The sequence below is a fragment of the Streptomyces sp. NRRL F-5135 genome, assembly GCF_000719775.1.
Taxonomy (GTDB): domain Bacteria; phylum Actinomycetota; class Actinomycetes; order Streptomycetales; family Streptomycetaceae; genus Streptomyces; species Streptomyces hebeiensis.
Map to the genome: position 1 here is coordinate 203,799 of NZ_JOHR01000002.1, position 12,352 is coordinate 216,150.

The 12,352-nt window shown below is 69.8% G+C and carries 17 protein-coding genes and 1 pseudogene; 11 read left to right on the plus strand and 7 right to left on the minus strand.

Translation table 11 applies throughout. The features are described from left to right. Positions 1-168 precede the first annotated feature (168 nt). Entirely contained in the window at positions 169-1,362 is a 1,194-nt protein-coding gene (gene tuf, locus IG02_RS0104715; protein WP_030742167.1) for an elongation factor Tu, read from the plus strand. Positions 1,363-1,533: 171 nt separating this feature from the next. Here tuf and IG02_RS0104720 read toward each other — a convergent pair whose 3' ends face one another. Both IG02_RS0104720 and IG02_RS0104725 read right to left on the minus strand, forming a co-directional pair. Next, on the minus strand, positions 1,534-1,893 hold the full coding sequence (locus IG02_RS0104720; RefSeq protein WP_078854198.1) for a PIN domain-containing protein: 360 nt from the start codon (positions 1,891-1,893) through the stop codon (positions 1,534-1,536). Continuing rightward, a complete protein-coding gene (locus IG02_RS0104725; protein WP_030742169.1) occupies positions 1,890-2,111 on the minus strand; it encodes a type II toxin-antitoxin system VapB family antitoxin in 222 nt (73 codons plus the stop codon). Before IG02_RS0104725 ends, IG02_RS0104720 begins: the two co-directional genes overlap by 4 nt. Positions 2,112-2,555: 444 nt before the next feature. On the opposite strand from IG02_RS0104725, the gene IG02_RS0104730 reads away from it, so the two are divergent. After that, complete coding sequence (locus tag IG02_RS0104730; protein WP_030742170.1) at positions 2,556-3,119, plus strand: Uma2 family endonuclease; 564 nt, start codon at positions 2,556-2,558, stop codon at positions 3,117-3,119. A gap of 9 nt (positions 3,120-3,128) precedes the next feature. Here the strand turns inward: IG02_RS0104730 and IG02_RS0104735 are convergent, their stop codons facing one another. Next, on the minus strand, positions 3,129-3,593 hold the full coding sequence (locus IG02_RS0104735; protein ID WP_078854199.1) for an ATP-binding protein: 465 nt from the start codon (positions 3,591-3,593) through the stop codon (positions 3,129-3,131). 79 nt (positions 3,594-3,672) lie between these two features. Between IG02_RS0104735 and IG02_RS0104740 the strand changes: the two are divergent. Together IG02_RS0104740 and IG02_RS0104745 are read left to right on the plus strand one after the other, a co-directional pair. Next, positions 3,673-3,937: pseudogene (locus IG02_RS0104740) on the plus strand (Scr1 family TA system antitoxin-like transcriptional regulator); the annotation flags it as partial. Further along, positions 3,934-4,140: a DUF397 domain-containing protein gene (locus IG02_RS0104745; RefSeq protein WP_030742176.1), complete on the plus strand. Its 207-nt coding sequence runs from the start codon at positions 3,934-3,936 to the stop codon at positions 4,138-4,140. The pseudogene IG02_RS0104740 and the gene IG02_RS0104745, both read left to right, overlap by 4 nt. Before the next feature lie 78 nt (positions 4,141-4,218). Here the strand turns inward: IG02_RS0104745 and IG02_RS0104750 are convergent, their stop codons facing one another. Beyond that, the gene (locus IG02_RS0104750) at positions 4,219-4,530 is read right to left on the minus strand and encodes an RlpA-like double-psi beta-barrel domain-containing protein (protein WP_078854200.1); all 312 of its coding nucleotides are present in this window, start codon (positions 4,528-4,530) and stop codon (positions 4,219-4,221) included. 137 nt (positions 4,531-4,667) lie between these two features. Here IG02_RS0104750 and IG02_RS0104755 point away from each other — a divergent pair, with 137 nt between their 5' ends. Together IG02_RS0104755 and IG02_RS0104760 are read left to right on the plus strand one after the other, a co-directional pair. Next, positions 4,668-5,411 (plus strand): class I SAM-dependent methyltransferase, encoded by a 744-nt coding sequence (locus IG02_RS0104755; protein ID WP_030742180.1) that lies wholly within the window; start codon positions 4,668-4,670, stop codon positions 5,409-5,411. 109 nt (positions 5,412-5,520) lie between these two features. Beyond that, entirely contained in the window at positions 5,521-5,826 is a 306-nt protein-coding gene (locus IG02_RS0104760) for a hypothetical protein (protein ID WP_030742182.1), read from the plus strand. Between the two features lie 85 nt (positions 5,827-5,911). Here IG02_RS0104760 and IG02_RS0104765 read toward each other — a convergent pair whose 3' ends face one another. Continuing rightward, positions 5,912-6,160 carry a ferredoxin gene (locus IG02_RS0104765; protein ID WP_420707716.1) on the minus strand — a complete coding sequence of 83 codons (249 nt, stop codon included), beginning with the start codon at positions 6,158-6,160 and terminating at the stop codon, positions 5,912-5,914. After that, a complete protein-coding gene (locus IG02_RS0104770) occupies positions 6,157-7,374 on the minus strand; it encodes a cytochrome P450 (protein WP_030742186.1) in 1,218 nt (405 codons plus the stop codon). The genes IG02_RS0104765 and IG02_RS0104770 overlap by 4 nt, the downstream gene beginning before the upstream one ends. 108 nt (positions 7,375-7,482) lie before the next feature. Between IG02_RS0104770 and IG02_RS0104775 the strand changes: the two genes are divergently transcribed. Further along, the gene (locus IG02_RS0104775) at positions 7,483-8,142 is read left to right on the plus strand and encodes a TetR/AcrR family transcriptional regulator (protein WP_030742188.1); all 660 of its coding nucleotides are present in this window, start codon (positions 7,483-7,485) and stop codon (positions 8,140-8,142) included. Positions 8,143-8,315: 173 nt separating this feature from the next. Here IG02_RS0104775 and IG02_RS0104780 read toward each other — a convergent pair whose 3' ends face one another. Further along, the gene (locus IG02_RS0104780; RefSeq protein ID WP_030742190.1) at positions 8,316-9,548 is read right to left on the minus strand and encodes a hypothetical protein; all 1,233 of its coding nucleotides are present in this window, start codon (positions 9,546-9,548) and stop codon (positions 8,316-8,318) included. A gap of 749 nt (positions 9,549-10,297) precedes the next feature. On the opposite strand from IG02_RS0104780, the gene rpsJ reads away from it, so the two are divergent. Genes rpsJ through rplW form a run of 4 tightly spaced genes read left to right on the plus strand, consistent with a single transcriptional unit; the run spans position 10,298 to position 12,337 of the window. Next, the gene (gene rpsJ / locus IG02_RS0104785; RefSeq protein WP_003948644.1) at positions 10,298-10,606 is read left to right on the plus strand and encodes a 30S ribosomal protein S10; all 309 of its coding nucleotides are present in this window, start codon (positions 10,298-10,300) and stop codon (positions 10,604-10,606) included. Positions 10,607-10,620: 14 nt separating this feature from the next. Continuing rightward, a complete protein-coding gene (rplC, locus tag IG02_RS0104790; RefSeq protein WP_030742192.1) occupies positions 10,621-11,265 on the plus strand; it encodes a 50S ribosomal protein L3 in 645 nt (214 codons plus the stop codon). A gap of 8 nt (positions 11,266-11,273) precedes the next feature. After that, complete coding sequence (gene rplD / locus IG02_RS0104795; protein WP_030742194.1) at positions 11,274-11,927, plus strand: 50S ribosomal protein L4; 654 nt, start codon at positions 11,274-11,276, stop codon at positions 11,925-11,927. Next, positions 11,927-12,337 carry a 50S ribosomal protein L23 gene (rplW, locus tag IG02_RS0104800; protein WP_030742196.1) on the plus strand — a complete coding sequence of 137 codons (411 nt, stop codon included), beginning with the start codon at positions 11,927-11,929 and terminating at the stop codon, positions 12,335-12,337. Before rplD ends, rplW begins: the two co-directional genes overlap by 1 nt. Positions 12,338-12,352: the final 15 nt, after the last annotated feature.

The window sequence follows — 12,352 nt, forward strand, 5'->3', positions numbered from 1 at the left end:
GAGTTCACGCTTTAGGCTTGTCACCGGCAGGTCCGTGGGCGTTCCCGCCCCCTCGGGAGAGATCCGGAGGGATCAGCGGAGAGCGCCCCCCGGGCCCCCGGCATTCCAGCAAAGATCACCTGGCGCCGATGAGTAAGGCGTACAGAACCACTCCACAGGAGGACCCCAGTGGCGAAGGCGAAGTTCGAGCGGACTAAGCCGCACGTCAACATCGGCACCATCGGTCACATCGACCACGGTAAGACGACCCTCACGGCCGCCATTACCAAGGTGCTGCACGACGCGTACCCGGACCTGAACGAGGCCTCGGCCTTCGACCAGATCGACAAGGCTCCTGAGGAGCGCCAGCGCGGTATCACCATCTCCATCGCGCACGTCGAGTACCAGACGGAGTCGCGTCACTACGCGCACGTCGACTGCCCGGGTCACGCGGACTACATCAAGAACATGATCACGGGTGCCGCGCAGATGGACGGCGCCATCCTCGTGGTCGCCGCCACCGACGGCCCGATGCCGCAGACCAAGGAGCACGTGCTCCTGGCCCGCCAGGTCGGCGTGCCGTACATCGTCGTCGCCCTGAACAAGGCCGACATGGTGGACGACGAGGAGATCCTGGAGCTCGTCGAGCTCGAGGTCCGTGAGCTCCTCACCGAGTACGAGTTCCCGGGCGACGACCTGCCGGTCGTCAAGGTCTCCGCGCTCAAGGCCCTCGAGGGCGACGCCGAGTGGGGCAAGACCGTCCTCGACCTGATGAAGGCCGTCGACGAGTCCATCCCGCAGCCCGAGCGTGACGTCGACAAGCCGTTCCTGATGCCGATCGAGGACGTCTTCACGATCACCGGTCGTGGCACCGTCGTCACCGGCCGTATCGAGCGTGGTGTCCTCAAGGTCAACGAGACCGTCGACATCATCGGCATCAAGACCGAGAAGACCACCACCACGGTCACCGGCATCGAGATGTTCCGCAAGCTGCTCGACGAGGGCCAGGCCGGTGAGAACGTCGGTCTGCTCCTCCGTGGCATCAAGCGCGAGGACGTCGAGCGCGGCCAGGTCATCATCAAGCCGGGCTCGGTCACGCCGCACACCTCGTTCGAGGCCCAGGCGTACATCCTGTCGAAGGACGAGGGTGGCCGTCACACCCCCTTCTTCAACAACTACCGCCCGCAGTTCTACTTCCGTACCACGGACGTGACCGGCGTCGTGACCCTCCCCGAGGGCACCGAGATGGTCATGCCGGGCGACAACACCGTCATGAGCGTCGAGCTGATCCAGCCCGTCGCCATGGAGGAGGGCCTGAAGTTCGCCATCCGTGAGGGTGGCCGGACCGTGGGCGCCGGCCAGGTCACCAAGATCAACAAGTAATCGCTGATCCTGATCTGACCTGGTGGCTCTTCGGAGCCGCTGACGGGAATGACGGGAAGGGCCCGTACGACTTCGGTCGTACGGGCCCTTTTCGTCGTTGTGCGGCGCGATGGCTCATCGCTTGTCTGGGGGGCATGGATGAGGAGAGCCCACGCGGTCGTTGCTGTCAGGTCATTCGGGAACGGTGAACACGCTTCGCTCGGTGACGTCGGGCAGTACGCGGGCGGCGGCCCGGAAGTCGTTGTCATCGTGGATCACGACCAGCCCGTGGTGAGCGGCCGTCGCGCACACGAGCCAGTCGACCGCGGACAGGCTCTGGTGCTGTCCACGTTGGGCGAGCCGATACTGAGCTGCTTCGATCCAGGCCCATGCCCGCTTGGGGACGGGCACGTCCGGGTGGAGATCGCCGAACATCTCCGTCATCTGGTCGTACTCGTCGAGGCTGCGGGCGGACTGCCGGAACTCCGTGCGCTGGGGCGCGCAGGAGCCGCACAGGAGTCGATCGCTCCGTCGCCAATCTCGTGGCCTCACGCGTCGTTCGGTTTCTCGGCCGCGTGGCGTTCCTGGAAGCCCGCCTCGTCCCAGCGCTGGGCGTTCTCCAGGTGGCGCAGCCGCCGCTCGGCGCGCCGGCGCCTGTCGGCGTACTCCCGCAGAGCGATGTTGACCATTTCCTTTTTGGTCTTGGCTCCCGAGAGCCTCATCGCCTCCGCGAGGGCGTTGTCGTCGACGTCGATCTGCGTGGCGGACACGGGCCACCTCCATAAAGTGGGCCACATGCGGCGCGGCAGGTGTTGCGTCCGTTGTCGCGTTCAGGGCTCGGGCGAGCCGGCAGAGCGAGGAAGGCGACGTCATCTCCAGGATCGACCGTTGTGGTCTTCCCGAACAGTGCGTGCTTCTCGGCTTCCTTGATCATGATGGCGCAGAGAGTGCGCCGCGTCCGTCACTCCATCCGGTGAACGCGCCCGGACCGGGCCCGAAACGCGCTGGTGTGCTTCAGGGTGACACCGTCGGCAGTGTTGCCCGTCCCCTTCATCAGAGGTGGTGCGCATCGTCCCGGGCAGAGGTCGGCGGGGAGCACGCGCTGTTCGGCACCTGCGCGAGGCCCGGCGCGCGCATTCGCCCGGATTGCCGACGTGGGCACCTGGCGGCGGGGGACACTGGCGGAAGCCGACCTCAGGAGGTGAAAGGAAGAAGTGAGTGTCGCCGCCAACGATCACTCGGGGCCTTGGACGGTCGATGACGTCCTGGCCCTGCCCGAGGACAAGCAGAACCGGATCGAACTGGTGGGGGGCGCGCTACTCATGAGCCCGAGCCCCGGTGTGCCGCATCAGAGGGCCAGCCACCGTCTCGCCGCCCTTCTGGACAGTGCTGTCGAGGCGTCCGGCCTGCCTGTGGAGGTGCTGGAAGCGGTCAACGTGGTGGTGCCCGACGGTCTGCTGATCCCCGACATCGCCGTCGTCGACGCCGACGCGGCGGCGGACGCCACCGTAACCGTCGACGCGCACGACGTTCTGGTCGTCATCGAGATCGCTTCTCCCTCCACCCGGGTCACCGACCGCAAGATGAAGCCCACCTTGTACGCGGCGGCCGGCATCCCGCACTACTGGCGCCTGGAACTCGAACCGGCGCCCCGCCTGTACCTGGGGCGGCTGAACGTCGGTGGCTACACCGATCGCCTGGTCCAGGCCGGAGAGACGACGGCGCTCACCGACCCGTTCGCCTTCGACATCGACCCCGGCCGTCTCGTCCGACGGTAGGGGCGGGGTTCACGGGCCGTCTCCGGGGACGGTCAGTTCCGCCCGGACGGTCTTGCACGGCGCCGGCCCGGTCACGACGCCCCACCGGTCGGCGAGTGCGGTCACGACCAGGAGCCCCCGCCCCGACTCGCTCTCCCCGGGCGGTGTGCGATGGGCGGGAGGAAAGTGGGGCAGCCGTGCTTCCCGGGTGTCCGTCACCTCGATCCGGAGCAGACCCGGCGCCGGTCGCCGGACGGTGAGCCGGAAGTCCCGCCCCGGCGTACGGCCATGTGTGACGGCGTTCGCCGCCAGCTCGGCCACAACCTGGGCGGCGCTCTCGTACGGCAGCCCCCAGGACCGCAGTTGCTCCACGGTCAGCAGCCGGGCGAGGCGGGCGCCCCGGAGGGTGGACGACAGCAGGACGCGGAACTCCTCGGTGGGAGGCGCGGATTGCGTCAGGGGGAGGTGGCCGGTGTCGGTGATTTCGTGGTTCACATCACACAGGGTGGCGGGATGTGCCTACGCTGAACAGTGATGACGCTCTTACGGTACGTGATTGTCCCAGCTCGGGCGGGAGAAAGGCCGGTTGCGAAACGTCGAGATCCAGGTGATGCCCACCCGGCCTTGAGGATCACGCCGGCATGAGTGGTCAGGTGCAGGTGTTGAAGCTCAACGACGGCTCGGCGGTCGGGTATTCGGAAGCGCAGCTCACCAGTCGCATCGTCGCCGACCCGAAAGAGACGCAGGTCCTGGACCTGCGCTATGGGATCATCCGTTCCCAGGCTCTCAGCCCACGGGAGTCGCTGGCCTTCATCGAGAAAGTGCTGGGGGAGACATGACGCCGGAGTCAGCCGCCGGGAACGCGGGAGAACTGAAGTGGTTCAAGAGCAGCTACAGCGGCAGTGACAACAACGATTGCGTCGAGGTCGCCGCCGTACCCGGCACCGTCCTCGTGCGCGACTCCAAGGACACCCGGCGCTCCCACCTCGGCTTCGGGCCCGTCGCCTGGGCCGGCTTCGTCTCGTACGCGACCGGTCACTGACTTCGGCGCCTCGTTCGGGGAACGGGTGGGCCGGGGCGGAGGGAGCTCCCGGCTCACTCCGAGCGGCGGGCTACATCATCAGACCCAGTTCCACGTGACGTTGATACGGCCGGCGTTGAGGTCGCCGATCGCGTTGAACGCGGTGGGGCTGAGGTCCACATCGTTCGCGGCACAGCCCCAGCACTTGTCCACGACGGTCACGGTGACCGAGCCGCGGGGGCCGTTGACCCGCAACTGCTTCCCGCACACCGGGGAGTTGTTCGGGTTGGGCCGGCTGCCGTACACGGCCTGCGAGACGGCCACGACCAGCTGACTGTCATTGCTGACCCAACCACAGGCGCCGAGCCCGGTGTTGTACAGGTGGCCTGCCCGCTCACCTACCGCACCCAATCAGGCCCACTCGGCACCCGCACGCCGACCCTGGTGTGACGGGATGCGCCGGGATATGCCGGGAAGCGGCGTGGACACCGACGTATGTCGCGAAAAAACGATCGCCCTGGACGGGCCGGGTTCGGCAGGCTGAGGCCATGGTCGACCGACTCTTCTCCGATGCCCGGCTCGCCGCCCTGTACGACCTCTACGCTCCCTGGGACGACCGCGACGACTTCGCGTTCTACCTGCCCCTGGTCATGTCCGCGCGGTCGGTGCTGGACGTGGGGTGCGGGACGGGCGTGCTGCTGCGCAGGGCCCGCGAGGACGGTCACACCGGCCGGCTGTGCGGGCTGGACCCGGCCGAGGGAATGCTGACGGTGGCGCGGGAGCGCCCCGACATCGAATGGCTTCTCGGCGACCTGGCCACGGCACCGGCCTGGGACCGCGAGTTCGACCTGGTGGTGATGACGGGCCACGCGTTCCAGGTGCTCCTCGGCGACGACGAACTGCGCGTCGCGCTGTCGGCGATCGCGGCGGCGCTGAGCGACCAGGGTGCCTTCGTCTTCGAGACGCGCAACCCGCTCGCGCGGGAGTGGGAGGACTGGCACGTGCGCTACTCGGGCCGGGTGGTGGACGCGGACGGCACGGTGGTGGACGGCACGTGCGAGGTCGCCCGGCCGGTGGAGGGCGAATTCGTCTCGTTCACGCACACGTACACCGGTCCGGCCTGGGACGGGCCGCTGCGCAGCCACAGCACGCTGCGGTTCCTCGGCCCGGAGGCGCTGTCGGCGTTCCTGGCCGAGGCGGGCCTGGTGGTGGCGGAGCAGTACGGGGACTGGAACCGAGGCCCGCTGACCGCCGACAGCCCGGAGATCATCACGGTCGCCCGCCGCGCCTGAGCATGTCCGGTGACCGGGTGCGCGGTACGGCGTCACGGCGGTAGGACGGTGCAGCTTGGCGGCTCCCCGGCAGCCTCGTCCGATGGTTCCGTCATGGCACACTCCACGCGTGCCCACCTGGATAACCCCGCGCCGGTTAGGCGCCACCGCCGTCCTGTACGCCGTCTTCCTCGGCGGCTGGTACCTCGGCCAGCCCCTCCCCGGCGTCGGCTGCCACGCCCCCGAACCGACGACCGCGCTCGAAGGCCCGGACCGGATCAGGGAGCCCGGCGACACCTTCAGCGACCTCTCCGGGGCGGCCCGGACGGCACAGCAGGTCGTCACCGCCGAGGTCGTCGACACCGACGCGATCGTGCCGTGCGATGGGACGTCCCACGCCCGTCTGGTGGCCTGGGCGACGGGCGACTGGCGCTGAGGCCCGGACCACCGGCCCGGACCACCGGCCCCGGTCCCACGCCCCGTACCGCTCGGGTCCGTCCCGCCGAGGATCAAGACGTGGCCTACTCGATGATCCGCACTGCGCCGGACGGGCAGAGGGTGGCGGCCTCGCGCGCCGTGGCACGGGCCTCCTCGTCTCCCGGCTCGGCGACCAGGAGGGTCACCACTCCGGCCTCGTCCTGGTCGAACACCCGCGGCGCCGTGAGCGCGCACATTCCGGCGCCCACGCAGACGTCCTGATTCACCGTCACCCGCACGACCGCTGCTCCGTCCGCCGTTGTTCCTTCCGTCCCGTCGGCTCGCCCGGTCACCAGGTCACCGGAAGCTCGTCGACACCCTGGATCGTCGTTCCCGGCCGCAGCGTGAGCTGATCGACCGGGACCGCCAGCCGCAGGGTCGGCAGCCGGTCGAACAGTGCCGTGAACATGATCTCCAGCTCCAGGCGGGCCAGGTTCTGGCCGAGGCACTGGTGCACCCCGTAACCGAACGAGAGATGGTGCCGCGCGTCGCGCCGCACGTCGAAGGCGTCCGGGTGCTCGAAGGCCGCGCCGTCGCGGTTGGCGATCGAGCCGGTGATGAACACCCCCTCTCCCGCGCGGACGGTCTGCCCGTCGACCTCGATGTCCGCCGTGGCGACGCGCGCGCCGGCCACGTCGGCGATCGCCAGGTAGCGCAGCAGCTCCTCCACCGCGCCGGGGACGAGCGAGGGGTCGGACCGCAGGGCGGCGAGCTGGTCGGGGTGGTCCAGTAACGTGATGACGCCGAGCGAGGCCATCGACGCGGTCGTCTCGTGCCCGGCGACCAGCATGAGCATCGCGGTCGACACCAGGTCCTCGCGGTCGATCGTCCCCTTCGCCAGCTGCTCGGTGACCATGGTGCCCAGCAGCCCGGGCCGGGGCTCGCGCTCCAGCTCGCGGACGAGACCGTCCAGGTAGGTCTCCAGGTCGTCCCGCGCGGCCTGCGCCTCGGCCCCCGTCGTCGACCGGAGCAGCCTGCCACTGGCTTCCTGGAAGAACTCGTGGTCGTCGTAGGGCACCCCGAGGAGCCGGCAGATCACCAGGGACGGCACGGGCAGCGAGAACCGGCTGACGAGGTCGGCGGGCGGTCCGGCGGCGATCATCTCGTCCAGGAAGCCGTGCACGATCCGCTCGATCTCGGGCCGCATGGCCTTGATGCGGCGCACCGTGAACGCGCTGATGGTCATGCGCCGCCGGTGCCCGTGCTCGGGCGGGTCCAGGCTGATGAAGCCCGGCCGTTTCTTCGTGATGCCCTTCGCCCGCGCCGAGGTGAGTGGGAAGTCGTCCCGGGTCCGGTCGGACGACAGCCGGGGGTCGGCCAGCAGCCTCCGTGCCGTCTCGTGGTTGGTCGCCACCCAGGCCCGGCGGCCGTCGTAGAGGGTGATCCGCCGCAGCGCGTCCCCGGTCCGCCGCAGGCGCTCGTAGGACTCGGGCAGCTGGTACGGACAGGTGCGGTCGCCGGGGTAAGCGGGAGCGTCCGGCGCGGGTGTCGCCACCGATTCGGTCATGGGAGCCTCGCATTCGTCGAGGGTTAAAGAACGACCAGTTCTCTAACTTGAGGCTAGGCTGGCGCCCCCGACGAACACAACGGGCACTTGGAGATTGGCCGAGAGAGCATGCCTCCACCCGACGCCGACCAGCCGGTCCGCACGACCGGCGACACGACCGCCGATCACCGAAGAGGCCCGCGCCGCCGCGGCCAGGAGCTGGAGGAGGCCATCCTGGCGGCGACGATCGAGGAACTCGCGGAGGTCGGCTACGCCCGTCTCACCATGGAACGGGTGGCCGCCCGGGCCCGGACCGGCAAGGCCACGCTCTACCGGCGGTGGCCCGGGCTCGCCGAGCTCGTCGTCGACGCCTGCGCGATCCGCGACGCGTCCGACGCCGACCTGCCGGACACCGGTGCCCTGCGCACCGATGTCCTCGCCGCGCTGCGCCTGATCTCCGGCCAGCTGGCCGGCCTGCGCGGCGACGTACTGCGCGGCCTGCTGCCGGAGTTCGTGGGCGACCCCGATTTCGCCCGCGCGATCCGCGAGAAGGTGCGCACCGCCGGCCCCGGTGCCATCAAGCAGGCGCTGCGACGCGGCGTCGACCGGGGTGAGATCGAAGCGTGGCTGCCGGACTCGCGACGCGCCACCGTCGCGGTCGACCTGCTGCGCAACCACTTCCTGCTGCACGGGGCCCCCATCGCGGACGACGTCATCACCGAAATCGTCGACGACGTCTACCTGCCGCTGCTCCTGGCCCCGCCGAGCGGCCCCGACACCGAGCGGTAGGGCGGCCTGTCGTTCGGACGGGGCACGCGCCGGCGAAGGGGCAGCTCGGCGGTGTCGGCCGTCGCGAACCACGGTCGTGGCGAACCGCGATCGTCACGAACGGCGGCCGTCGCAGACCGCGGCCGACGCGCACGGCGGACCGGAGCGGGAACGCGGAGGGGGATCCGGCCGGCTCAGGCCAGCTTGCCCCAACTGCCGGGCCGGAAGTCGACGGCCGCCACCCTCGGCCCCAGCACCGGGTCCGCGCGGAGCCGCGCGTACTCGTCCTTGCGGCGCGGCGGGACGACCAGATATCCGCCCGGGCCCGGGTCCTCCAGCGGGATGCCCAGCTCCAGACAGGTCTCGGCGAGCCGCGCGTCGAGGCGGTTTCCGGAGCCGTCGGAGTCGGCGTAGTGCGCGCGCACCGGCACGCCCTCCGCCCTCAGCCGCTCGGCGAGGCGTTTGAGCAGCAGGTAGAGCTGGGGCGGCATGATCCTGGTCTTCAGGCGGCCGTCCTTGGTCATGTAATACGTGAAGTACTTGACGAACCCGGTCAGCCACCCCGCGCAGCCGTTCTTCGGAGTCACCCTGCCGTCGGCCATCGCGTCGAAGGCGCCGCTGTTCTTGAGGATCGTCAGCATCGGCTTGCCGCCGACACCGCTGTTGCCGCCCGGATAGACGCCGAGCAGCCGCCGCTGTGTCTCCTCGTCCGGCCGCGCCCGCGCGAACACCTCGGCGGCGTCCGTGAGCAGGGGCGCCGTGGCACGCCACGTGGCTTGACCGGTCAGGGCGATGCCGAGCAGCCGGGCGTCCTCCTCCAGGCCGAAACCGGCCGCCCCGGCGCAGTCCCGGATCAGCCCGGCCAGGTTCTCCGGTGGCTCCAGGTAGTTGTGGGCGGCGGTGGCGGTGAGGAAGCGGACCGTCTCCGCGTGCGCCCGGGCCGGCTCGAACGCCTCCTGGAGCCACCGCAGATGCGTGGCCTGCTCGTCGCCCCACATTCCCGCCCGGCCGGTGAGGAACAGGGCGTTGGCGACCAGGTAGTCGGCGTCCACCGGCAGGTGGTGCTCGCGCTCGGCGGCACGGGCGCGGCGGTAGGCGCCGGTCGCGTGCCAGTTCTCGTACCGGTGGCTGATGGCGTCCCAGAAGTAGGGGAGATGAGACGGGGGCAGGTCCCGCACGCGGGCGTCGAGGTCGGCGAAGTACTTCACCTGGCTCCGGTCCGGAACCTTGCGCTTCGGGGCCCACTCGTCGCGTACGTACGCCATGAGCTCCTCGGCCGCGCTCTCGGCAGCGGCCTGCTCTCCGGGCGGGTACGGGCGGCTGCCGCGCAGCCACGCCAGGTAGAGGTCGGGCTGTCCGGGCGTGAGCGAGAGCTGTGGTGCGGAGGAGGGCTGGGGTGTCGAGGAGGTCTGTGATGCGGTGGACATCCGCCGATTCTCGACGGCGACCGCTGCCGTATGCCAGACCGGGGGCATAGCCGCAGCGTGGTTGTGACCGAGCGGGGACGGACGCGACGAGAAGCGGCCCGAGCCAGGCGCCGAGCGGCCAGGACCCGGCGCTCCGGCCCGGCCCCGGATCGCCTTCGGGTCTGGTCCCGATGAACGCGGTATACGCACCCGGGGACACAAAAGGCGGCTGTCGACGTCAGCGAACGGCTACCCTCGGTTACAGGTGCCCGCCTCGGCGTCAAAGCCCCGCCGCCCCGCCGAAGCCCGCCCCTCGTCCGGCGCGATCGCGCCGCCCCGTGCGGCATACAGGATTGGCGCCGTCCCCCGTGGGGTACGCTGTCGGGCCGCGATTGGCCATGGCCAGGCGGCCTGTGGCACACTGTTCAGGTTGCTCGGTTGAGTGCCGATGCTGCGCGCCTCCCGCCGGGGGGACCGGAAGCGAGTCCCACAGTACTCGTCGCGCCAACTGCCTTGCGGGGCAGCGCTGGGGCGGACGTACGGGAATCTTCCGGGAAGCGTCAGCGGGGTGCCGACCAGGCTCCCGGTGGGTGTTGTGCCCCCGGCCCGCGGCGGCAGTGCCGTACCCCCTCGGTTGGGAAATCCTTCGGGAAAGCTCCGTGGAGGGGATGCGACACGCCCGACCGCGTGGGTCGGAGCAGCGGCGGTCCGCGAGGATCGCGCCCCAGCGGGCTCCAGAGCGTTACGAGAGACAGGACTACGAAGCAGCCATGGCGGGACAGAAGATCCGCATCCGGCTCAAGGCCTACGACCACGAGGTCATCGACTCCTCGGCGAAGAAGATCGTCGAGACGGTGACCCGCACTGGTGCGTCGGTCGCGGGCCCGGTGCCGCTGCCCACAGAGAAGAACGTGTACTGCGTCATCAAGTCGCCGCACAAGTACAAGGACTCGCGCGAGCACTTCGAGATGCGCACGCACAAGCGCCTGATCGACATCCTCGACCCGACGCCCAAGACCGTTGACTCGTTGATGCGCCTGGACCTTCCGGCCGGCGTCGACATCGAGATCAAGCTCTGAGAGGCGCGGAAGAGATGGCTAAGCAGATCAAGGGTGTCCTGGGCGAGAAGCTCGGCATGACCCAGGTCTGGGACGAGAACAACCGTGTCGTCCCGGTCACCGTGGTCAAGGCCGGTCCCTGCGTCGTGACCCAGGTCCGTACGAACGACTCCGACGGCTACGAGTCGGTCCAGATCGCCTTCGGCGAGATCGACCCGCGCAAGGTGAACAAGCCCCTCAAGGGCCACTTCGCCAAGGCCGACGTGACCCCCCGCCGCCACCTGGTGGAGCTCCGCACCTCCGACGCGTCCGAGTACACGCTCGGCCAGGAGGTCACCGCCGAGGTGTTCGAGTCCGGCGTCAAGGTCGACGTCACGGGCAAGAGCAAGGGCAAGGGCTTCGCCGGTGTCATGAAGCGTCACAACTTCAAGGGCCTCGGCGCCGGTCACGGCACCCAGCGCAAGCACCGCTCCCCCGGCTCCATCGGTGGCTGCGCCACCCCGGGCCGTGTGTTCAAGGGCCTCCGCATGGCGGGCCGCATGGGCAACGAGCGGGTCACCACCCAGAACCTGACCGTTCACGCCGTTGACGCGGAGAAGGGGCTGCTCCTGATCAAGGGCGCGGTTCCTGGTCCGAACGGCGGCCTCGTCCTGGTCCGTACCGCGGCCAAGGGGGCCTGAGGTAACCGATGAGCACCATTGACATCCTTTCGCCGGCAGGCGACAAGGCCGGGACCGTCGAGCTCCCCGCGGAGATCTTCGACGCGAAGGTCAGCATCCCGCTGATCCACCAGGTCGTCGTCGCCCAGCTGGCCGCTGCCCGACAGGGCACGCACAAGACCAAGACCCGCGGCGAGGTCCGTGGCGGTGGCAAGAAGCCGTACCGCCAGAAGGGCACCGGCCGCGCCCGCCAGGGTTCGACCCGCGCGCCGCAGTTCGCCGGCGGTGGCGTCGTCCACGGCCCCGTGCCGCGTGACTACTCGCAGCGGACCCCGAAGAAGATGAAGGCCGCCGCCCTGCGCGGTGCCCTCACCGACCGGGCCCGCCACTCGCGCATCCACGTCGTCTCCGGCGTGGTCGAGGGCGAGATCTCCACCAAGGCCGCCAAGACCCTGTTCGGCAAGATCAGCGAGCGCAAGAACCTGCTCCTGGTCGCCGAGCGGACCGACGAGGCCGCGTGGCTGTCCGCCCGCAACCTGCCCCAGGTGCACATCCTGGCGCCGGGCCAGCTGAACACGTACGACGTGATGCGTTCCGAGGACGTGGTCTTCACCAAGGCCGCCTTCGAGTCCTTCGTGTCTGGCCCCTCCAAGGCCGCTGAGACTGAAGGGAGCGAGGCCTGATGGCTACGCGACACCCGAGCATCGCCCCGAAGGCCGCCAAGGCCGCCAAGGCCGCGCGTGCCGCCAAGGCCCGCCGCGGTCCCGGCCCGGCCGTCGAGACGCCGCTGAGCAAGACGCTGGCGGACCCGCGCGACATCCTCGTCAAGCCGGTCGTCTCGGAGAAGAGCTACGCGCTGCTCGACGAGAACAAGTACACGTTCGTCGTCGACCCGCGCGCGAACAAGACCCAGATCAAGGAGGCCGTCCAGGCGGTCTTCTCGGTCAAGGTCACCGGGGTCAACACGCTGAACCGGCAGGGCAAGCGCAAGCGCACCCGCACCGGTTTCGGCAAGCGCGCCGACACCAAGCGCGCCATCGTGACCCTCGCCGAGGGCGACCGTATCGACATCTTCGGCGGCCCGACCTCCTAACCGGAGATCGGTTCG

Excerpts from the sequence above, each read along its gene's own strand:
- IG02_RS0104755 (WP_030742180.1), top strand. The coding sequence starts at position 4,668 with ATGGTCGACCGACTCTTCTCCGATGCCCGGCTCGCCGCCCTGTACGAC.
- IG02_RS0104745 (WP_030742176.1), top strand. The coding sequence starts at position 3,934 with ATGACGCCGGAGTCAGCCGCCGGGAACGCGGGAGAACTGAAGTGGTTC.
- rpsJ (WP_003948644.1), top strand. The coding sequence starts at position 10,298 with ATGGCGGGACAGAAGATCCGCATCCGGCTCAAGGCCTACGACCACGAG.
- IG02_RS0104780 (WP_030742190.1), bottom strand. The coding sequence starts at position 9,548 with ATGTCCACCGCATCACAGACCTCCTCGACACCCCAGCCCTCCTCCGCA.
- rplW (WP_030742196.1), top strand. The coding sequence starts at position 11,927 with ATGGCTACGCGACACCCGAGCATCGCCCCGAAGGCCGCCAAGGCCGCC.
- rplD (WP_030742194.1), top strand. The coding sequence starts at position 11,274 with ATGAGCACCATTGACATCCTTTCGCCGGCAGGCGACAAGGCCGGGACC.
- IG02_RS0104770 (WP_030742186.1), bottom strand. The coding sequence starts at position 7,374 with ATGACCGAATCGGTGGCGACACCCGCGCCGGACGCTCCCGCTTACCCC.
- rplC (WP_030742192.1), top strand. The coding sequence starts at position 10,621 with ATGGCTAAGCAGATCAAGGGTGTCCTGGGCGAGAAGCTCGGCATGACC.
- IG02_RS0104775 (WP_030742188.1), top strand. The coding sequence starts at position 7,483 with ATGCCTCCACCCGACGCCGACCAGCCGGTCCGCACGACCGGCGACACG.